We start from the raw sequence: 21,468 nt of genomic DNA, 5'->3' as shown, positions 1-21,468 counted from the left end.
ATTCTCAGGCGCTTGAGAGAACTCGGGTGAAGGAACTAGGCAACATGGCACCGTAACTTCGGGAGAAGGTGCACCCTTTTTGGTGGCTCGTGCGAGCTATAGCTGAAGAGGGTCGCAGTAACCAGGCCGCTGCGACTGTTTATCAAAAACACAGCACTCTGCAAACACGAAAGTGGACGTATAGGGTGTGACGCCTGCCCGGTGCTGGAAGGTTAATTGATGGGGTCAGCCGCAAGGCGAAGCTCTTGATCGAAGCCCCAGTAAACGGCGGCCGTAACTATAACGGTCCTAAGGTAGCGAAATTCCTTGTCGGGTAAGTTCCGACCTGCACGAATGGCGTAACGACAGCGGCGCTGTCTCCACCCGAGACTCAGTGAAATTGAAATCGCTGTGAAGATGCAGCGTTCCCGTGGCAAGACGGAAAGACCCCGTGAACCTTTACTATAGCTTTACACTGAACGTTGAGTTCGTCTGTGTAGGATAGGTGGGAGGCTATGAAACTGTGGCGCTAGCTGCAGTGGAGCCATCCTTGAAATACCACCCTGTCGTGCTTGACGTTCTAACCTGGGCCCATTATCTGGGTCGGGGACCGTGTATGGTGGGTAGTTTGACTGGGGCGGTCTCCTCCTAAAGAGTAACGGAGGAGCTCGAAGGTACGCTCAGCGCGGTCGGACATCGCGCACTGTGTGCAAAGGCATAAGCGTGCTTGACTGCAAGATCGACGGATCAAGCAGGTAGGAAACTAGGACTTAGTGATCCGGTGGTTCTGTATGGAAGGGCCATCGCTCAACGGATAAAAGGTACTCCGGGGATAACAGGCTGATACCGCCCAAGAGTTCATATCGACGGCGGTGTTTGGCACCTCGATGTCGGCTCATCACATCCTGGGGCTGTAGTCGGTCCCAAGGGTATGGCTGTTCGCCATTTAAAGTGGTACGCGAGCTGGGTTCAGAACGTCGTGAGACAGTTCGGTCCCTATCTGCCATGGGCGTTGGAGATTTGAGAGGGGCTGCTCCTAGTACGAGAGGACCGGAGTGGACGAACCTCTGGTGTTCCGGTTGTCACGCCAGTGGCATTGCCGGGTAGCTATGTTCGGAAGCGATAACCGCTGAAAGCATCTAAGCGGGAAGCGCGCCTCAAGATGAGATCTCCCGGGGCACAAGCCCCCTGAAGGAACCATATAGACTATGTGGTTGATAGGTCAGGTGTGTAAGTACAGCAATGTATTGAGCTAACTGATACTAATGATCCGTGTGGCTTGACCATATAACCTCAAGTTGCCTTGGCTTTACGACAGCGTCGTAAGAGCATCCAAGTGCACGCTACGTCACAAGAACTATGCGAGGCTGGCGCCTTGTCCCCCCGGGGCGAGTGCGACTCTCCAAAAGCCTCCCTGGTGAAATTAGCGCTATGGAACCACCCGATCCCATCCCGAACTCGGAAGTGAAACGTAGCTGCGCCGATGGTAGTGTGGCCTAAGCCATGCGAGAGTAGGTCATCGCCAGGGTTTATACCCAAAAACCCCGCTGCTCACGCAGCGGGGTTTTCTTGTGTCCCGGATAATGATTCCGGGATTATCTTCCGATGCGGGATTGCGCCTTCGGCGCAGGGCACGGGGATAAAGTTGCCGACCAGCGGCCGGTACTACCTGCAGATCCAGGCCACGCGCGGATGGATTGTTCCCGGGAAGAGCGGCGCCAACCAAGGTTGGCAGCTACCCACGGCAGGCTGAGCGGCAGTAGATCCACGCCACGCGCGGATGCTCTCCGCACCGGAATTCCGATGCCAACCAAGGTTGGCAGCTACCAGTGGTAGCCGGCGCAGGCGGACCCAGCTACTCCGGCAACCGTCTTTTCCTGATCCGTCACGCAGAACACGCAAAAAAAGACGGCGCCCTGCGGGCGCCGTCCTCATCAGATCGGGTTGTTGGTCGCGATCAGGCGACCAGGGCAATCCCCTGCGGTGACTGCTGGCGGAACACCGATACCGCTTCGGTCAGTGTCCCGGCCTGCGACTGCAGCTCGCGCGCCGCGGCGGTCGCTTCCTCCACCAGCGCAGCATTCTGCTGGGTTGCCTGATCCATCTGCACCACGGTCTGGTTGATCTGTTCGATACCGATCGACTGCTCCTGGGAGGCGGCCGATATCTCACGCATCAGGTGACTGACGTTCTCCACACCACCCACGATCGCCTGCATGCGCTGGCCGGCGTCGGCCACCTGCTGTGCCCCGTCGCCGACCTGGCGACCGGCTTCGTCGATCAGCTTCTTGATCTCCTGGGCTGCAGCAGCCGAACGTTGTGCCAGGACACGAACCTCGCTGGCGACTACGGCAAAGCCGCGGCCCTGCTCGCCGGCCCGTGCTGCTTCCACAGCGGCGTTCAATGCCAGGATATTGGTCTGGAAGGCGATACCGTCGATGACGCCGGTGATGTCGCCGATCCGCTTCGACGCACCCTCGATGGCCTGCATGGTATCGACCACCCGTTGCATGGCGGCGTTGCCGTCGCCGGCCGCGCTCTGCGTGGCGGCCGCCAACGTACTGGCCTCCCGTGCGTGGGCGGCGTTCTGGCGCACCGTGGCCGTCAGTTCCTCCATCGATGCCGCGGTTTCCTGCAGGTGCGCGGCCTGACGCTCGCTGCGTTCGGACAGCGCGCCGTTGCCGGCGGCAATCTCGCTGGCTGCCGTGCTGATCGACGCCGCGCACTGCTGGATGTGGCCTACCATCCGCGCCAACTGCCCGGCGGTGGCATTGGCGTCGCGCTGGATCGCAGCGAAGGCTCCGTGGTATTCACCGCGCATGCGGCGGTCGAGATCACCGTTGGCCAGGGCCGAAAGCATCTGCCGCACTTCATCCACAGTGCCGCCCAAGGTATCGAGCAGCTGATTGATACCACCGGTCAGTCCATCCAGGAAGCTGGCACCCTCGCTGACCTGCAGGCGCTGATCGAGATCACCCGCGGCAGCTGCAGCGACGATGCCGGCAACTGCGTTCTCCAGGGCCAGCTCATGAGTGCGGTCGTGCCACTCCACGGCGAAGCCCAGCCGCGCGCCCTGCGCGTCGAACACCGGCGTGACTACCTGTGCGAAGTGCACCGGCCCGATCCGCACCTTGCCGTTGTGGGTCACCTGCAGGCCGTTGAGGATGGCGCGGATGCGGTCCGGGTTGGCATGGAAGCGATGGATGCTGCTGCCGACCAGGCGTTCGGCGTCAAAATCGGGAAACGCTTGGCGCAGGGTGGCCTGCTGGTTGCGCAGCAGGGCTACCACCGAGCGGTTCACGTAGCGGATCACGTGATCGTTGTCGGCAATCATCATTGCCGTGCGCGATGCATCCAGTGCCTGGCGGATCTGTGCGTTCTCGGCATTGGCCTCTGCTTCGCGGCCGCGCTGCGCCTGTACATGGCGGGCGGTATCGGCCAGCGCGTGTGCCAGCGAACCCGGTGCATACGCGCTGGTGTCCGCGTGTGCATCGAGATCGGCGCCGGTGGCGATATCACGCGCGAGCGCGGCCAGTCGGTGTGGACCGTGGCCGAGGGCCTCGGTCTGCTGGCGAAGGCGCAGCGCGACCTGGCCAAGGAACAGGGTCAGGCCGGCCAGCAGGGCGGCCTGCAGCAGGGTCGGCAGCACCGCAGCGCCATCCAGCGTCGGCGCCAGCAGTGTGAGCGTGCCGACACCACCGGCCAACCACACCGGCAGGCGATCGCGATGACCCAGCAACGCGCCCAGCAGCAGTGCGATCGGCAGCGCCGGCGACAGACCGGTGATCGCACACAACAGCGTCAGCTGCAGTGACAACAGCAGCGCCAGGCCATTGCGGGCGATGACCTGACCCGCCTGCGGGCCAGCAAGCCACATGGCAGGCAATACCGCGACGGCGGCCAACGAGGCGCTCAGCACCTGCGGGCCGCGCACGGCCAGCAGCAGGCTGGCCACGGCCAGGGCCGCACTGCCAAGCAGCAGGCGACGATCAGCACTGCGTGCGAGCTGCTGCAGATGCGGCAGGCGGGCGGTATCGGGGGGACGGGAGAATGCAGCGGACATCGGCGACTCCTGGATCAACAAACGACAACGGCCACGCCCTGATGCACGCGCAACGGCGTGCTCATGGCATGGACCGGGAATTGGGGGAATGCGGCGCAATCAACGCCGCAGCGACGGCGCGCCGTGACCCCATCCTGTGGGTGACGGTGCAGTAAAGCGGGCATGCGGACTTCCTTGCAGAACCAGACACACGCCGCAGGCCCGACCGGACCCGCGTGCCGCGGGCGCAGGGGCCCGCAACTGGTGTATCGGCCGCAAGCGCGCAGAGTGAAGTGCGCGTCGGTCCGGACTCAGCCGGCGTTGTCGTTGTTGCAGAAGCGCAGGATCACTTCGGCGATCCGTGCCGGGTCTTCCATGTGCAGGTGGTGGTTGCCGGGAAACACCGCCAGCCGTCCATCACGCAGGTGCCGCAGGCGATCACTACGCATCGGCTCCGGATAGTAGGACTGCGCCGGCGTGGCATAGATCACCTGTGTCGGGCAGGCGATGGCCTGCAGCAGGTTGTCGATCTGGCCTTCACTGAGGCGGATCGCGGTGGGCAGCATCAGGCGTGGATCACTGCACCAGCGGTAGCCACCTTCCACGGGTTCGACGCCGCGTTCGACCAGCAGCCGTGCGCAGCCTTCGCTGAGCTGGTTGGTCATCATCCGCGCGCGGATCGGTGCGGCCAGGTCGGGAAATACACGCAGCTGCTTGCGGGCCAGGCCACGTGTGGCATTCACATGCTCGCGCAGGCGGTTGGCGGTTTCTTCTTCGGGCCCGCGCAGGCCACCGAGTGCTTCGATCGCCACCAGCCGTTCGATGCGGTCGCTGACCGACGCGGTGAGGCTGGCGATGCCGGCGCCCATCGAATGGCCGAGCAGGGTGAAGCGGTCCCAACCCAGTGCATCGGCGACATCGAGCACGTGGCAGATCGCGGCTGCGGTGGTGTAGCTGGCACCGGCCGGCAGATGCGCGCTGTGGCCATGGCCGGGCAGGTCGATCGCCACCAGCTGCAACGATGACAGGTGGGGTGCCAGCGGCATGAAGCTGGCCGCGTTGTCGAGCCAGCCATGCAGGGCCAGCACACGCGGGCCGTCGCCGTGGTTGCGCAGGCCGGCGACGCGGCTGCCACCCACCTCGAGTTCAAACGGCTGCAGGCTCATGCCAGTGACGCCACGGCCAGCCGTGCCAGCGCACGCGCGTGATCTGGTTCGGCGTTGAGGCACGGGATGTAGCGCATCTTCGCGCCACGTTCGGCCAGCGTTTCGGTGAAGCCCATCGCCACTTCTTCCAATGTTTCCAGGCAGTCGGTGGCGAAACCCGGGCAGACCACGTCGATCTGCTTCACGCCGGATTCGGCCAGCGCCCACAGGCTGGGCTCGGCGTACGGCTGCAGCCAGCGTTCGCGGCCGAAGCGCGACTGGTAGCCGAGTTGCCACTCGTCGTTGGCCAGGCCCAGTGCATTGGCGATGGCACGTGCACTGGCCTCGCAGCGCTGCGGATACGGGTCACCGCCATCGGCCAGGCGCTGTGGGATGCCATGGAAGGAGAACATCAGCTTCTGGCCGCGGCCATGCTGCTCCCAGTAGCGCCGGATGGAGCCGGCAACCGCCTCGACCCAGCCCGGATCGACTGAATAGTCGCGGACCAGGCTGACGGTCACGCCCGGGTTGCGGCGCTGCCAGGCATCGACACGGTCTTCGACCGAGGCGGTGGTGGTCGTCGAGTACTGCGGATACAGCGGCAGCACCACGATGCGGCGCGCGCCTTCGGCGGCCAGGCGGTCGAGCTCGCTGCCCAGTGCCGGTTCACCGTAGCGCATCGCATGGCGTACCGTCAGCGACGGCAGCAGCGCCTGCATGGCCTGCGCCAGCTGACGGGTATACACCATCAGCGGTGAGCCATCGGGCAGCCAGACCTGGGCATACTTGGCCGCCGAACGGCTGCTGCGCAGCGGCAGGATCAGCCCCCGCAGCAGCGGCTGCCACAGCAGCGCCGGGATCGAGACCACGCGGGGGTCGGACAGGAATTCAGCCAGGTAACGGCGTACGGCAGGAGCCGTCGGCGTCTCGGGCGTGCCTAGGTTGACCGCCAACACGGCGGTATCGGGTGCGTCGAGCATGGTGGCTATTGTCGCCGATCCGATGCCGCGCCGGGATGCAGGGTTCGGATTGCAGGCATAGCCCACGTCAATGTGGGTGGGCAACGCTCATTGGCGATTCATGGCAACACTATTAATTTCAGTCACTTGCTATATCTTTCTATGGACTGACTTCTGGAGCCTGCCATGCGTCGCCCGATCCAAGCCCTGCTGATCGCCGCCACTCTGCTGTCCAGCCAGGCCATGGCCGGACCGCAGGAAGACCAACGCGCCCGCAATGCGGTACGTGTGCTGGCCGAAATCCAGGGAATCCCTGAACAGGGTATTCCTGACAAATTGCTGGACGAAGGCCGCGCCGTCATCGTCATTCCCGACACGATCAAGGCCGGTCTGGTCATTGGTGGTCGCCGTGGGCATGGACTGATGTCGGTGCGCATGCCCAACGGCGCCTGGTCCAACCCGGTGTTCATCAAGCTCACTGGTGGCAGCATCGGCTTCCAGGCCGGTGTGCAGTCCTCCGACGTGGTGCTGGTGTTCCGCAACGACCGCAGCCTGGACAATCTGGTCAACGGCAAGTTCACCCTTGGCGCCGATGCCGGTGTCGCGGCGGGCCCGGTTGGCCGCAATGCCGCTGCTGCGACCGACGGCCAGCTGAAGGCCGAGATCTGGTCGTGGTCCCGCGCTCGTGGCCTGTTCGCCGGTGTTGCCCTTGATGGTGCGGTGCTGCAGATCGACGATGCCGCCAACCTCGACGCCTACGGCAGCAACACCACGCCGCGGATGATCTTCGAAGGCCGTGCGTCGGGTTCGCCGTCGATGGATGTGGTCGCCTTCCGCGACCGCCTGGAAGAGGCCACCTACGCCGCTCGCAACAACCGCAACGGCAACGGCGGCAACGCCCCGCGGCCGGCAGCAGTCCCGGCCGCTGCGCCGGCGCCTGTTCAGGCAGCGCCCGCCGCGCCGGCCGAAGCCACCACCGCGCCGCTGCAGAACGTGCCGCAGGCCCCGCCGCCGCAGCAGCAGGGCTTCCAGCCGGTCACCGACGGTGAAATCCGCACGGAAACGCTGGGCGGAAACTGACTTTCGTCACGCGCGCCGGCTAACACCCGGTGCGCTATGCTCGACAGCCTGATCACTAACGTAACGAGCGTCTTTATGGGCAGTTTCAGCATCTGGCATTGGTTGGTCGTGCTGGCCATCGTCCTGCTGGTGTTCGGCACCAAGCGCCTGACCAGCGGCGCCAAGGATCTCGGTTCGGCGGTCAAGGAATTCAAGAAGGGCATGCGCGACGAGGACAAGCCGAACGCGCAGCTGGGCGATGAATCGCGCAGCCAGGATGCCTCGCGCACCGCGCAGGACGAGCACGACCGCACCCCACGCTGATCCGGAGCGGTTGCGGTGTTTGATATCGGCTTCAGCGAACTGCTGGTGATTGCGGTGGTTGCCTTGGTGGTGCTCGGTCCCGAGCGCCTGCCCAAGGCGGCCCGCTTTGCCGGCCTGTGGGTACGTCGTGCCCGCAATCAGTGGGATTCGGTGAAACAGGAACTGGAGCGCGAACTGCAGGCCGAGGACATCAAGCGGCAGATGCAGGACGTGCGCCAGGGCATGCAGGACACCGAGAACCAGTTGCGTGCCAGCGGTGAAGCAATCCGCCGCGAAGCGCAGCAGGCGCAGCAGCAGGGCGATGACCTGGTGCAGGACGTGCGTACACCCGCACAGGCGGATCTGCCGCCACACCTGGGCCAGCCGGCCGAGACCGAGGCGCCGGCACAGGACAACGGCCTGGTTTCGACAAAGGCTGCTACGGAAGGCGCTGTTTCTTCAGGGGCCGTTCCTGCCACGTCCCCTGAAGCCGGCCCGACGCCGCCGACGCAGAGCACGGAGCGTCATCCATGAGTGAACAGGACTTCGGCGAAAGCTCGCTGGTTGAACATCTGGTGGAACTGCGCGGACGCCTGGTACGCGCGCTGCTGGGTCTGGGCGTAGTGCTACTGGGCCTGCTGCCGTTCACCCAGAAGCTGTACAACGCCTTGGCCGAACCGCTGGTCTCGCAGCTGCCGAACGGGCAGACGATGATCGCCACCAACCCGGCCGGCGCCTTCTTCGCCCCGCTGAAGCTGACCTTCTTCGTCGCCCTGTTCGTGGCGGTGCCGTGGCTGCTGTACCAGCTGTGGGCGTTCGTGGCCCCGGGCCTGTATGCGCGCGAGAAGCGCCTGGCGGTGCCGTTGCTGGTGTCGTCGGTGCTGCTGTTCTACGCCGGCTGCGCCTTCGCCTACTTCCTGGTGCTGCCGGCGGTGTTCCACTTCCTCACCACCTTCAGCCCGGACGTGATCGCGATCACCCCGGATGCGAATGCCTACCTGGATTTCGTGCTGGCGATCTTCTTCGCCTTCGGCGGCAGCTTCGAACTGCCGGTGGCGATGGTGATCCTGGTGCTGCTGGGCTGGGTGACGCCGCAGCAGTTCAAGGAAGGCCGCGGTTACGCGATCGTCGGCATCTTCGTGCTGGCCGCAGTGCTCACCCCGCCGGACGTGGTCTCGCAGCTGATGCTGGCGATTCCGATGTGCCTGCTCTACGAGCTGGGCATCCACGCCGCACGCTGGCTGGTGCCGTCGTCGGTAGTGAAGAAGCCCGCTGCCTGAAAAAAGGGGACGGAGGGGATTAAGTCGTTAGCCGCACAGTGGCACAAACGACTTAATCCCCTCCGTCCCCTTTTTCGTCAGGCGTGGAACACGTCGCTCGAGGTTGGCGTGGTCGGAATCGGAGGCGCTGCGCGGCTGCCGCGGTGCACGAACATCTGCTTCCAGGCGGCGTAGACCGCGCCGACATACAGCGGCATCAGCACCGTGGTCAGCACCAGCTGGGCGATGAAGGCGGCAGCCAGCGGGCCGCCGACCAGCATCGCGATCTGGATCACGATCACGAACAGGATGTACATGCAGAACGCAGCGATCAGGCCGAGCGCTGCGAACACGATCATCGCGCCGATGTTCTCGATGCAGCCCTGCAGGCTCAGGCGCAGCGCGTGCATGCCGCTCTGCTTGTCGAACACCACCAGCGCCGGCTGGGTGAACATTGCCAGCGACAGCGCCACCGCGCTCAGGAATACCAGCAGCATCCACAGCGCGATGCGCTTGGCCGGCAGGTTGGCGACCAGCGCGGCGGCATCGTCCGGCTTGATCTGCTGGCCACTGCGGCTGATCTCTTCCATCTTGGTCATGACCTCGCTGAAGGCGGTGAAGCCCTCGCGGCCGATCATCAGGAACAGCAGCGCGCCCAGCAGCAGTACCGCCAGCACCTGGATCGCCAGCGGCACCAGCAGGTGGCTGACGCGGTGGTCGCGGATCGGCTGCAGCAGGTGCGAGGCCAGGCCCGGGCGGCCTTCGTCGATCTCGCCCACGGCGTACAACATGCCGCCGAACATGATCGGCGAGATGGCCAGGGTCATCAGCTGCACGGCCATGCCGGCAGCGCCGGGAATCAGCGTCGACAGCAGAGTCACCACCCAGCTCACCAGCAGCCAGGCCAGGCCGATCCGGGCCAGCTGCAGCGGCGCGCGCCGGTACAGCGAGAACGTATCCAGCAACCACTGGGCGCCCGCCGAAGCCGGCAGCTTGCGAATCTCTTTCATGGACATCCGGGAAGGACAGGAGGGGGCCGGGCGGCTGCCCGTGCCGCCGATTATCCCTGTTTTGCCACCGGCTGGGCTGAAGACAGCCGCGCCTGGCGGACGAAGCGGCGCAACAGCTGGCGGGCCAGCGGTGCGGCGCTGACCGCGCGCTCGATGCTGCGGGCGCAGCCGCCGTGGCGACCGATGCAGTCGGCGCGGGCGCGTACGTAGCCGCGCATGTGGTGGGTGGCGAACTCCGGATGGAACTGCACGCCCCAGGCCTGGCGGCCCCAGCGGAAGGCGTGGCAGCCATCCAGCGGTGAGCGTGCCAGCACCTCGGCACCGTCCGGCGCGCGCAGCACGGTCTGCAGGTGGGTGGCGTGAGCGGCGAAGTGCTGCGGCAGGCCCTGGAACAGCGGGTCCTGCGCGGCCTGCGGCTGCAGTTCCAGCTCGATCGTGCCGGACTCACGGCCGGCCGGGTTGTAGGCCACCTCGCCTCCCAGCGCGTGCGCCAGCAGCTGGTGGCCGTAGCAGATGCCGAACACCGGCAGGTCCGCGTGGGCGGTCTGGCGCAGCCATGCGGCGCTGCGCTCGCTCCATTCGGCGTGGTCGGTGACGAAGGCGGCCGAGCCGGTCACCAGTACGCCGGCGAAGGCATGTGGGTCGGGCAGGGCGCCACCGTGTTCGACATCAACCACCACCGTCTCGTGTTCTTCCAGCCCGGCGGCGACGCGGATCCAGTGCGGAAAGCGCCCGTAGCGGCGCAGCGACGGAACCGGGCGGCCGGTTTCAAGGATCAGGAATGGGGCTGGGTTCATCCGGGGGCGGCAGGACTGACAGGACTTCCTCGATTGTAGTCAGCCCCTGCGCCACCTTTTCAAGCCCGGCCTGGCGCAGGGTTCGCAGCCCTTCAGCCCGCGCGGCGCGGGTGAAACCGGCCAGATCCATGTCGGCGCGGATCTGCCCGCGCAGCCGCGAGCCCAATGGCAGCAACTCATACAGGCCGATGCGGCCCAGGAATCCGGTGCGCCGGCACTCCAGGCAACCGACCGGCCGACAGGGCGTGGCGGCATCTGGATATGCAGCATGGCTATCAGCCAGAACCGCCCAATCGGCCGCGCCGAGACTGTGTGGCTGCTTGCAGTGCGGGCACAGCGTGCGTACCAGGCGCTGGGCAAGGATGCCGTTGAGGGTGCTGGCCAGCAGGTAGTGCGGCACGCCCAGGTCGAGCAGGCGGGTGACCGCCGAGGGCGCGTCGTTGGTGTGCAGGGTGGACAGCACCAGGTGGCCGGTCAACGAAGCCTGCACCGCCATCTGCGCGGTTTCCAGATCGCGGATCTCACCGATCATGATGATGTCCGGGTCCTGCCGCAGCAGGGTGCGCACGCCGCTGGCGAAGTCCAGGTCGATGTTGGTCTGCACCTGCATCTGGTTGAACTCGGGCGCGATCATCTCGATCGGGTCCTCCACCGTGCACACGTTCACGTCCGGCGTGGCCAGGCGCTTCAGCGTCGAATACAGGGTGGTGGTCTTGCCCGAGCCGGTCGGGCCGGTGACCAGCACGATGCCGTGCGGACGCTCCACCAGCGCATTCCAGCCAGCGGCCTCCTGCGGGCTGAAACCGAGCTGGTCGATGCTCTTGAAGGCGGCATCGGGGTCGAAGATGCGCATCACGCACTTCTCGCCGAAGGCGGTGGGCATGGTCGACAGGCGCATCTCGACCTCGCGGCCGCCGGGCGAACGGGTCTTGATGCGGCCATCCTGCGGGCGCCGGCGTTCGGCCAGATCCATGCGGCCAAGCACCTTGATGCGGCTGACCACGGCGGTCATCACCGCCGGCGGCACCTCGAACACCTTGTGCAGCACGCCGTCGATGCGGAAGCGCATGCGCCCCATCTCGCGGCGCGGCTCCAGGTGGATGTCCGACGCGCGCTGCTCGTAGGCGTACTGCAGCAGCCAGTCGACGATATGCACGATGTGCTGGTCGTCGGCGTTGACGTCGCCGGTGCGGCCCAGCTCGACCAGCTGCTCGAAGCTCGGCAGGGTGGTGTTGGCCTCGCCGCGCACGTCGCCACGGGCCCCGCGCACCGAGCGGGTCACCCCGTAGAACTCCATGGTGTAGCGGTGCAGGTCCAGCGGATTGACTACCGCCAGCTCGATCCGGCGCCGGGTCAGGTGCTGCAGGTCACGGCGCCATTCCTGCACCAGCGGCTCGCTGGTGGCCACCAGTACGCGCTCGGCATCCACCGCCAGCGGCAGGAAGCGGTGGCGGCGGGCGTAGGCGTGGGAGACCAGTGCGGTGACGGCGGCAACGTCGACCCGGGTCGGATCGATACGCAGGTAGCGGCTGCTGGTGTGCCGCGCCAGCCACTCGGTGAGGCGCTCCAGGGTCAGCTCGCCGCCGCCACTGGCCGCCAGCTTGAGGTTGGACAGCAGCACCAGCGGGTGCACTTCGCTGGCATTGCGCGCGCCCTGTGCGGAAAACCGCATGCGTTCCCGGTCCTGCTCGGCCACCAGGCCATCGGCGATCAGGGCCGCGCCCACCTGTTCGAACTGCAGGCGACCCCACGGCAGCGGTACGCCGCCAGCCTCGCCGGGCGTGCCCACCGGCAGCCGATGTTCCATCTGCCTGCTCCTCCCGGGTACGGAATGCCCCGCAGGTCGGCCGTTATACTAGCGCACCCCCTTGCCGGCCAAGACTCGTCCGCATGTCCGCGACCCCGACCGTTCCGATCACTTTCCAGGGCCTGATCCAGACCCTGAACCAGTTCTGGGCCCAGCAGGGCTGCGTGCTCATCCAGCCGCTCGACCTGGAGGTGGGCGCCGGTACCTTCCACCCGGCCACCTTCCTGCGTGCGATCGGTCCGGAAAGCTGGAACGCGGCCTACGTGCAGCCCTCGCGCCGCCCGACCGACGGCCGCTACGGCGAGAACCCGAACCGCCTGCAGCGCTATTACCAGTACCAGGTGGCGATGAAGCCGGCGCCGGACAACATCCAGCAGCTGTACCTGGATTCGCTGAAGGCGCTGGGCATCGATCCGCTGGTGCACGACCTGCGCTTCGTCGAGGACAACTGGGAATCGCCGACGCTGGGCGCCTGGGGTCTGGGCTGGGAAGTCTGGCTCAACGGCATGGAAGTGACCCAGTTCACCTACTTCCAGCAGGCCGGTGGCCTGGAGTGCCGCCCGGTGCTGGGCGAGATCACCTATGGTCTCGAACGCCTGTGCATGTACCTGCAGAACTGCGACAACGTCTACGACCTGGTGTGGACCTACGGTCCGGACGGCCAGCCGGTGACCTACGGCGATGTGTACCACCAGAACGAGGTAGAGCAGAGTACCTACAACTTCGAATACGCCGACGTGGAAGAAATGTTCCACCGCTTCGATGCCTGCGAGCGTGAAGCGCAGAAGCTGGTGGAAGTGAACCTGCCGCTGCCGGCCTACGAACAGGTGATGAAGGCCAGTCATACCTTCAACCTGCTCGATGCACGCCGCGCGATCAGCGTGACCGAGCGCCAGCGCTACATCCTGCGCGTGCGCGCGCTGGCCCAGGCGGTGGCCAAGGCGTACTACGAGCAGCGCGAGAAGCTGGGCTTCCCGGGCGCGAAGAAGGCCTGACGGCCGCTCTCCCCCTTACTCCGGGGCGCCGGACGCGTCGCGCGCTGCGCCCCCACCACAGGATTGAAACGATGAGCCAATTGTCCCCCCTGCTGATCGAACTGGGCACCGAAGAGCTACCGGTCAAGGCGCTGCCGGGCCTGGCCCAGGCCTTCTTCGATGGCGTTGTCGACGGCCTGCGCAAGCGCGGCGTCGCGCTGGAACTGGGCGATGCACGCCCGCTGTCGACCCCGCGCCGCCTGGCCGTGCTGCTGCCGGGCGTCGGCCTGGAGCAGCCGGAACAGCACAGCGAAGTGCTGGGCCCGTACCTGAACATCGCGCTGGACGCCGAAGGCCAGCCGACCAAGGCCCTGCAGGGCTTCGCCGCCAAGGCCGGGATCGACTGGACTGCGCTGGAGAAGACCACCGACAACAAGGGTGAGCGTTTCGTGCACCGCGCGGTGACGCCGGGCGCGAGCACCGCCAGCCTGCTGCCGGAGATCCTGCGCGAGGCAATTGCGGCGATGCCGATTCCCAAGCCGATGCGCTGGGGCGATCACGCCTGGGGCTTCGCGCGCCCGGCCCACTGGCTGGTGCTGCTGCACGGTGCCAACGTGGTTGAAGCCGAGCTGTTCGGCCTACAGGCCGGCCGCGTCAGCCGTGGCCATCGCTTCCACCACGACCAGGCGGTGTCGCTGGCACAGCCGCAGGACTATGTTGAAGCCCTGCGCGCCGCCTTCGTGCTGGTCGACCCGAGTGAGCGCCGCGCGCGCATCGTCGCCGAGGTCGAGGCCGCCGCGGCCAAGGCCGGTGGCAGTGCGCGCATCACCGAAGACAACCTGGAGCAGGTGGTGAACCTGGTCGAGTGGCCGTCGGCGGTGCTGTGCAGCTTCGAGCGCGCGTTCCTGGCGGTACCGCAGGAAGCGCTGATCGAAACGATGGAGATCAACCAGAAGTTCTTCCCGGTGCTGGATGACAGTGGCACGCTGACCGAGAAGTTCATCGGCATCGCCAACATCGAATCGAAGGACGTGGCTGAAGTGGCCAAGGGCTACGAGCGCGTGATCCGCCCGCGCTTCGCCGATGCCAAGTTCTTCTTCGACGAGGACCTGAAGCAGGGCCTGGTGTCGATGGGTGACGGCCTGAAGACAGTGACCTACCAGGCCAAGCTGGGCAGCGTGGCCGACAAGGTGGCGCGCGTGGCGGCCCTGGCCGAGGTGATCGCACCGCAGGTCGGCGCCGACGCCGCACAGGCCCGGCGTGCCGCCGAGCTGGCCAAGAACGACCTGCAGTCGCGCATGGTCAACGAGTTCCCGGAACTGCAGGGCATCGCCGGCCGCCACTACGCCGTGGCCGGTGGCGAAGCGGAGGATGTGGCGCTGGCCATCGACGAGGCCTACCAGCCGCGCTTCGGTGGCGATGACATCGCACTCTCGCCGCTGGGCAAGGTGCTGGCCATTGCTGAACGCGTGGACACGCTGGCCGGTGGTTTCGCCGCGGGTCTGAAGCCGACCGGCAACAAGGACCCGTTCGCCCTGCGCCGCAACGCGCTGGGCCTGGCCCGTACCATCATCGAAAGCGGTTTCGAGCTGGACCTGCGCGCGCTGCTGGCCAGTGCCAACGCCGGCCTGGCTGCGCGCAACGTGCAGGCCGACGTTGGCGAACTGTACGACTTCATCCTCGACCGCCTGAAGGGCTACTACGCTGACAAGGGCGTGCCGGCCACGCACTTCAACGCCGTAGCCGAGCTGAAGCCGGCCTCGCTGTACGACTTCGACCGCCGACTGGATGCGATCGGCACCTTCGCCGCGCTGCCGGAAGCCGAGGCGCTGGCTGCGGCCAACAAGCGCATCCGCAACATCCTGCGCAAGGCAGAAGGCGACATCCCGGGCCAGATCGACCCGGCGCTGCTGCAGGAAGACGCCGAGCGCGCGCTGGCCGAAGCGGTCACCGCGGCCATCGACGACACCGGCACCAGCCTGCAGCAGAAGGACTACGTGGCCGTGCTGGCGCGCCTGGCGCGCCTGCGCCCGCAGGTCGATGCCTTCTTCGATGGCGTGATGGTCAATGCGGAAGATCCGGCCCTGCGTGGCAACCGCCTGGCGCTGCTGACGATGCTGGGCGAGCGCCTGGGCAAGGTCGCGGCGATCGAGCATCTGTCGAGCTGACGCCCGTATCGGTAGTGCCGGCCGCTGGCCGGCGTTGCCACCGCGTTTCGAATCGATGTGTGGGTTGCCGGCCAGCGGCCGGCACTACTGGAACATCGCCGGCGGATGTCCATCGGGGTCATTGCCGGCATCGCGCACGATGCCGGCATCCTCGCCTTCAATTGCGATGATCGCCACAAAGGCGCGTATTTTGACCGCCACTTAACAACCGATCCCCAATGACGTGATGCATTTCGCATCGTCACCTCCGGTCGGTATGCTGTGCCGCATGCAGCCAAAGAAATACGCCCTGCCGCTGATGGTCCTGACGCTGGCCGCCACCTCCGTGGCCCATGCGCGCGGCACCATCGACAAGGTGGACATCAAGGGATTGGACAAGGGCGACGACGCCGCAATCATCGAGAACATCCAGGAATCGCTGTCGCTGTACGACACGATCGGCAAGGAACAGGGCGAATCGCGCCTGGAGTACCTGCTGTCCCAGGCCGAGCGGCAGACCCGCCAGGCGCTGGAGCCGTTCGGGTACTACAACCCGGTGATCAAGGTCGAGGCGCCGCGCGAGGACGAGCACGTGCGCGTGCTGATCCACGTCGACAAGGGCACCCCGGTGACCGTGCGCCGCGAGCACATCGACATCACCGGCCCGGCGATGTACGACCAGTACCTGCAGGACGACCTGGCCAAGTTCAAGCCGCGCAAGGGCCAGCGCTTCGTGCATACCCAGTACGAGGCCAGCAAGATCACCGTAACCCGCCGCCTGGCCGAGCGCGGTTACTTCGACGCCGACTACACCCAGCGCCAGGTGCAGATCACCCGCGCCGACAACGCTGCCGACATCGACCTGACCTGGGACAGCGGCCGCCGCTACAACATGGGCCCGGTGCGTTTCGAGCAGGACTACTTCGTCGACAAGCTGTTCGACCCGCTGGTGTACTGGGACCAGGGCAGCTACTTCCACGAGGGCAAGCTGGACCGGCTGCGCGAGTCGCTGACCAAGCTGGATTACTTCAGCGTGATCGACATCCAGCCGCGGCCGGACCAGGCCGATGAGAACGGCGAAGTGCCGGTGGACGTGAAGCTCACCCGCGCCAAGCGCACCATTTACACCGCCGGCCTGAGCTACGGCAGTGAGAGTGGCCCGGGTGTGCGCGGTGGCATCGAGCGGCGGTGGCTGAACAACCGCGGCCACAAGATGAACACGCAGCTGGACTATGCACAGAGGCGCAAGAGCCTGGTCACCAGCTACCGTATTCCCGCCTTCAAGTGGCTTGATGGCTGGTACACCTTCGCCGCCAGTGCCTACGACGAGCAGACCGATTACATCGACCTGCGCAACTTCAAGCTGATCGCCAGCCGCAGCGGCGAGATCAACGAGCACTGGACCGCGATCGCCTCGATCAACGCGCTGCGTGAGCGCTGGCGCTATGCCTCGGGTACCGAGTTCACCGACGCGGTCTACAACACCTCGACGCTGGTCTACCCGCAGCTGGTGGCCGACTACGTCAACGTCGACGACGAGATGTTCCCGCGCAAGGGCATCAGCGGCACCGCGACGATGCGTACCGGCATTGAAGGCGTGGGTTCGGACACCAGCTTCGTGCAGGCCAACGCCGTGCTGCGCTGGTACATCCCGGTGGGTGAAAGCAACCGCCTGATCCTGCGCGGCGAAGGCGGCACCACCTGGACCAGCGATCTGGTGGCGATGCCGCCCAGCCTGCGCTACTTCGCCGGTGGCGACCGCAGCATCCGCGGCTACGCCTATCGCGAGGTCGGCCCGCGGACCCCGGCGCCGGACAAGTACGCGCTGGGTGCCAAGAACCTGGTGATCGGTTCGGCCGAGTACGAGCACTACTTCAATGGCGGTCCGTGGGGCGCGGCGGTGTTCGTTGATACCGGCAGCGCGTTCGACAACACCATTGACCTGCATACCGGCGTTGGCTTCGGCGTGCGCTGGAAGTCGCCGGTGGGGCCGGTGCGCGTGGATATCGCGCATGGCCTGAACAACCCGGATTCGCAGTTCCAGCTGTACCTGAACATCGGAGCGGACCTTTGAGCACGCCCGCACCGACCCCGAACACGCCGCCGCCGCGCGTGCGCTTCTATCGCCGCCGCCGCTTCTGGGCGTGGTCCGGCGCCGGCGTGGTCGGCCTGGTGCTGCTGGCCCTGCTGGCGGTGTACTGGCTGCTGCAGACCGTGGCCGGACGCGATGTGCTGCTGGCACAGGTGGTGGCACGGCTGCCGGTGGGCGCCAGCTTCACCTGGGACAAGGTGGACGGTCCGGTGGCCGGCCCGCTGACCCTGTACAACGTCGACTTCCGCTACGACGACATCCATTTCCATGCCGAGCGTGCACACCTGGAGCCGGACCTGCGCCCGCTGCTGGGCCGCAAGCTGCTGCTGGACAAGCTGGAACTGACCAACGCGACGTTGAACCTGGCCAAGAGCGACGAGCCGTTCAAGCTGCCGTCGTGGCCCGATTCGCTGCCGCAGATCGAAATGCCGCTGGCGATCCAGGCCGATGCCATCGCCATCGACGGTTTCCGCATCAGCCAGGCCAACGAGCCGGTGATCGACATCAGCCGCGTGCGCGGCGGCATCGAGATCGCCAATGGCGAGTTCCAGGCACACAAGCTGGTAGTGGACAGCGACATGGGCAATTTCACTGCCCAGGGCCGCTACATCCCGGCCAAGGACTACGACACCGATGTGACCGTCACTGCGATGCTGCCGGCGCCACGTGGCCGCACCGCCGCTACCCTGGGCCTGGTCGCGCGCGGTGACCTGTCGCACATGGAGGTGGCGGTGGCCGGGCGTGCGCCGAAGCCGCTGCACGCGATGCTGGTGTTCGATGGCCGCACCGATCCGAGCTGGAGCGCCAGCGTGCGCAGCGACGAGCTGGATCTGGCGCTGTTGTCACCGGCACTGGCGAGCTCGGCAATCGCCCCGCTGGCGCTGGATTTCACCGCCGCCGGCAAGGGTGGCAATGCCAACCTGCGCGGCAAGGTGAAGCAGGGCGACCAGGAACTGGAGCTGGCGCCGTCGGTGGTATCGCTGCAGGACCAGGTGCTGAAGGTCTCGCCGCTGCTGGTGAAGGGCTTCGGCGGCGAAGCGCGCCTGGAAGGCACTGCCGATTTCAGCCAGGAAGACCAGCAGAAGCTCAACTTCTCGGTGGTCGCGCATGACCTGACCTACGTGCCGGCAGCGGATCCGAACACGGCCGGCAGTGCGCCGGTACCGGTGACCCTGAAGGAAGCACGCTTCGGCCTGGCCGGTACCCTGAAGGCCTGGGCGGCGATCGGTCGTGCCGATGTCGAGCGCGAAAAGCAGAAAGCACAGCTGCGCTTCGACGTGCGTGGCAATGACCAGGCCGCTGAGATCCGCGAACTGCAGGCGCAGACCCCGGGCGGGCAGCTGCAGGTGGAAGGCAAGGTGGCCTGGGCACCGCAGCTGGACTGGGATGCGAAGGCCACGCTGAAGGATTTCGATCCCGGCTACTTCGCGCCAGGCTGGGACGGGCGCCTGTCGGGCAATCTGGCTTCCAAGGGCCGCCAGCTGCCGGCGCCGGCCAATGCGCCGCCGGGCACCGCCGGCACGCTGGAAGCCACGGTGGATCTGCCGTCGCTGAAGGGCATCCTGCGCCAGCGCAATCTCGATGCGCAGGGCAAGTTCGCGCTGCAGGGTGAGCAGGGCCAGGGCGACCTGAAACTGTCGCTGGGCAGCAGCCGGGTGACCGCTTCGGGCAAGGTTGGCGATCGCCTCGACATCGACGCGCGCTTCGAACCGCTGCAGCTGAGTGACCTGCTGCCGGGCGCCGATGGTGGCCTGCGTGGCCAGGTACAGGTGAAGGGCCCGCGCGATGCGCCGGACATCACCGCCGACCTGGTCGGCAACAACCTCAACTGGGATGGCTACGGCGCCGAGAGCGTGAGCATCAAGGGCCGCCTGCCGTGGCGCGGCGACAGCGGCACGCTGGCGATCCAGGGCCAGCAGGTCAATGCCGGCATGCTGCTGGAGCGGCTGAACATCGACGCGCAGGGCAGTGTCTCCAACCTGCGCCTGGCCGCGCAGACCCGCAACGAGCTGGGCGCGGTCGAGCTGCAGGGCAGCGTCCGCCAGCAGGGCGCGCAGTGGCGTGGCGAGCTGGCATCGCTGCGCATCGCACCGGTGAAGGGCGATGCCTGGTCGTTGCGTGCACCGGCGGCGTTTGCGATCAACGGCAGCACCTACACGCTGGGCGAAGCCTGCCTGGCTGCTGCCAGCAGCGGCGCACTGTGCGCACAGGCCAACTGGCCGCGCGAGGGCCTGGTGGTGCGCAGTGATGCGCTGCCGCTGGCGCTGGTGCAGCCGTGGCTGCCGCCGCAGTCCGGCCGTCGCATCTACCTGCGCGGCGATGTCAGCCTGGACGCGCAGATCCGACCGCGCGGCAACGCCTGGGAAGGCCATGTGGAAGTGCGCTCGAAGGAAGGCGGCGTGCGCCTGGGCGAGAACCGCAACACGGTGGGGGACACCACGCGTGGCGAACTGGTGCGCTACGACCAGTTCTCGCTCAAGCTGGACATGACCCCGGCCAGCATCAAGGGCTACCTGGGCATGGGCTTCCAGGGCAACGGCTTCGTCGATGCGAAGATGCAGACCGGCTGGGAGGCCAGCGCGCCATTGAATGGCGAGCTCTACCTCAACATGTCGCGGCTGTACTGGCTGGAGCTGTTCTCGCCGGACATCGTGCGCCCGACCGGCCTGATCGAAGGCCACGTGAGCCTGCGTGGCACGCGCGGCCAGCCGTCGCTGGGCGGTGATGCGCAGCTGAGCAACTTCAAGGGCGAGTTCCCGGCGCTGGGCCTGACCTTCGACCAGGGCAAGGGCAGCTTCGTCGCCCAGCCCGATGGCTCGGCCAAGATCACCGCACAGGCTAATTCGGGCAAGGGCACGCTGTATGTCGACGGCGGCCTGTCCTGGTTCGGCGATGCGCAGCCGCTGCAGCTGAAGATCCACGGCGACAACGTGCTGCTGTCCAACACCAGCGAGCTGCGCATCGTCGCCAATCCCAATCTCGACTTCACCCTGGCCAAGGCCGCGATGGAACTGCGCGGAACGGTGCATGTACCCGAGGCCGACATCGATCTGGAGCGCCTGGACCGCGGCACCTCGGTGTCCGAAGACGTGGTGGTGCTGGATCCGGCCGATCCGGAAGAGTCGCGCACCTCGCCGCTGGACATGGACCTGACCGTCAGCCTCGGCGACAAGGTGAAGATGACGGGCTTCGGCCTGAAGGGCGCGCTGACCGGCAAGATGCAGGTCTGGGCCAAGCCCGGCCGCGAGATGACCGCCAATGGCGGGCTGGAAGTGAGCGGTCGCTACAAGGCCTATGGCCAGGATCTGACCATCACCCGCGGCAACCTCACCTGGAACTACAACGCGGTGTCCGACCCGCGCATCAACATCCGCGCCGAGCGCCGGATCGGTGATGTCACCGCGGGCATCGACGTGACCGGGCGGGCGCAGCAGCCGCGTGCGGATGTGTGGTCCGAGCCGGCGATGTCGCAGTCCGAGGCACTGGGTTACCTGGTGCTGGGGCGCAGCCTGACCGGCGCCAGCAGTGACCAGACGCAGCAGGTCAACGCCGCCTCGGCGGCGCTGTCGGCAGGCAGTGGCCTGTTGGCGTCGCAGCTCGGTGCCAAACTGGGCCTGGACGATGCCGGCGTGAGCCAGTCGCGCGCGCTGGGTGGCTCGGTGATCGGCGTCGGCAAGTACATCTCGCCCAAGCTGTATGTCGGCTACGGCGTGTCGCTGGTGGGTGCCGGCTCGGTGATCACGCTGAAGTACCTGCTGCGTCGTGGCTTCGACGTGGAAGTGGAATCGAGCACGGTGGAAAACCGTGGATCGATCAACTGGCGGCGGGAGAAGTAACGATGCGGTAGTGCCGGTCGCTGGCCGGCAACTGCACCGTATCTCCGGAGTTGCGTGGG

General features: G+C 66.4%; 14 protein-coding genes and 2 rRNA genes (1 of these 16 only partly in view). 10 read left to right on the top strand and 6 right to left on the bottom strand.

Translation table 11 applies throughout. The features are described from left to right. Both ACZK2G_RS21600 and rrf read left to right on the top strand, forming a co-directional pair. Positions 1–1,266 (top strand): 23S ribosomal RNA (locus ACZK2G_RS21600); it begins 1,614 nt to the left of the window's first position. A 126-nt stretch (positions 1,267–1,392) separates the two neighbouring features. Next, positions 1,393–1,507, top strand: a 5S ribosomal RNA gene (gene rrf / locus ACZK2G_RS21595). A 429-nt stretch (positions 1,508–1,936) separates the two neighbouring features. Here the strand turns inward: rrf and ACZK2G_RS21590 are convergent. From ACZK2G_RS21590 to hemH, 3 genes are all read right to left on the bottom strand, one after another. Further along, on the bottom strand, positions 1,937–4,042 hold the full coding sequence (locus ACZK2G_RS21590) for a methyl-accepting chemotaxis protein (protein WP_478474335.1): 2,106 nt from the start codon (positions 4,040–4,042) through the stop codon (positions 1,937–1,939). A gap of 290 nt (positions 4,043–4,332) precedes the next feature. After that, a complete protein-coding gene (locus ACZK2G_RS21585) occupies positions 4,333–5,187 on the bottom strand; it encodes an alpha/beta fold hydrolase (protein ID WP_046982580.1) in 855 nt (284 codons plus the stop codon). Further along, entirely contained in the window at positions 5,184–6,146 is a 963-nt protein-coding gene (gene hemH / locus ACZK2G_RS21580; protein ID WP_046982593.1) for a ferrochelatase, read from the bottom strand. Before hemH ends, ACZK2G_RS21585 begins: the two co-directional genes overlap by 4 nt. A 165-nt stretch (positions 6,147–6,311) precedes the next feature. Between hemH and ACZK2G_RS21575 the strand changes: the two genes are divergently transcribed. From ACZK2G_RS21575 to tatC, 4 genes are all read left to right on the top strand, one after another. Next, positions 6,312–7,205, top strand: a complete 894-nt coding sequence (locus tag ACZK2G_RS21575) for a lipid-binding SYLF domain-containing protein (RefSeq protein WP_046982581.1) — start codon at positions 6,312–6,314, stop codon at positions 7,203–7,205. A 75-nt stretch (positions 7,206–7,280) separates the two neighbouring features. Continuing rightward, positions 7,281–7,508 carry a Sec-independent protein translocase subunit TatA gene (gene tatA, locus ACZK2G_RS21570; RefSeq protein WP_012512521.1) on the top strand — a complete coding sequence of 76 codons (228 nt, stop codon included), beginning with the start codon at positions 7,281–7,283 and terminating at the stop codon, positions 7,506–7,508. A 15-nt stretch (positions 7,509–7,523) separates the two neighbouring features. Beyond that, the gene (tatB, locus tag ACZK2G_RS21565) at positions 7,524–8,021 is read left to right on the top strand and encodes a Sec-independent protein translocase protein TatB (RefSeq protein ID WP_478474333.1); all 498 of its coding nucleotides are present in this window, start codon (positions 7,524–7,526) and stop codon (positions 8,019–8,021) included. Further along, positions 8,018–8,767, top strand: coding sequence for a twin-arginine translocase subunit TatC (gene tatC, locus ACZK2G_RS21560; RefSeq protein WP_478474332.1), 750 nt, complete (start codon positions 8,018–8,020; stop codon positions 8,765–8,767). Before tatB ends, tatC begins: the two co-directional genes overlap by 4 nt. 77 nt (positions 8,768–8,844) lie before the next feature. On the opposite strand, the gene ACZK2G_RS21555 is transcribed toward tatC, so the two are convergent. Genes ACZK2G_RS21555 through ACZK2G_RS21545 form a run of 3 tightly spaced genes read right to left on the bottom strand, consistent with a single transcriptional unit; the run spans position 8,845 to position 12,360 of the window. After that, complete coding sequence (locus ACZK2G_RS21555; protein WP_057499371.1) at positions 8,845–9,756, bottom strand: BPSS1780 family membrane protein; 912 nt, start codon at positions 9,754–9,756, stop codon at positions 8,845–8,847. Positions 9,757–9,806: 50 nt separating this feature from the next. Continuing rightward, a complete protein-coding gene (locus tag ACZK2G_RS21550; protein ID WP_049443849.1) occupies positions 9,807–10,553 on the bottom strand; it encodes a glutamine amidotransferase in 747 nt (248 codons plus the stop codon). Then, complete coding sequence (locus ACZK2G_RS21545) at positions 10,525–12,360, bottom strand: GspE/PulE family protein (protein ID WP_046982585.1); 1,836 nt, start codon at positions 12,358–12,360, stop codon at positions 10,525–10,527. Before ACZK2G_RS21545 ends, ACZK2G_RS21550 begins: the two co-directional genes overlap by 29 nt. An 83-nt stretch (positions 12,361–12,443) precedes the next feature. Here ACZK2G_RS21545 and glyQ point away from each other — a divergent pair, with 83 nt between their 5' ends. The 4 genes from glyQ (at position 12,444) to ACZK2G_RS21525 (ending at position 21,409) form a co-directional block, all read left to right on the top strand. Continuing rightward, positions 12,444–13,355, top strand: coding sequence for a glycine--tRNA ligase subunit alpha (gene glyQ, locus ACZK2G_RS21540; protein WP_006403404.1), 912 nt, complete (start codon positions 12,444–12,446; stop codon positions 13,353–13,355). A 71-nt stretch (positions 13,356–13,426) separates the two neighbouring features. Beyond that, the gene (gene glyS, locus ACZK2G_RS21535; RefSeq protein ID WP_136639437.1) at positions 13,427–15,502 is read left to right on the top strand and encodes a glycine--tRNA ligase subunit beta; all 2,076 of its coding nucleotides are present in this window, start codon (positions 13,427–13,429) and stop codon (positions 15,500–15,502) included. 256 nt (positions 15,503–15,758) lie between these two features. After that, the gene (locus ACZK2G_RS21530) at positions 15,759–17,555 is read left to right on the top strand and encodes an autotransporter assembly complex protein TamA (protein WP_136639445.1); all 1,797 of its coding nucleotides are present in this window, start codon (positions 15,759–15,761) and stop codon (positions 17,553–17,555) included. Then, the gene (locus ACZK2G_RS21525; RefSeq protein ID WP_478474329.1) at positions 17,552–21,409 is read left to right on the top strand and encodes a translocation/assembly module TamB domain-containing protein; all 3,858 of its coding nucleotides are present in this window, start codon (positions 17,552–17,554) and stop codon (positions 21,407–21,409) included. The genes ACZK2G_RS21530 and ACZK2G_RS21525 overlap by 4 nt, the downstream gene beginning before the upstream one ends. Positions 21,410–21,468 lie beyond the last annotated feature (59 nt).

Source organism: Stenotrophomonas sp. 107298_Sma (assembly GCF_056480345.1).
This window is presented reverse-complemented; position numbering and strand designations above follow the sequence as displayed.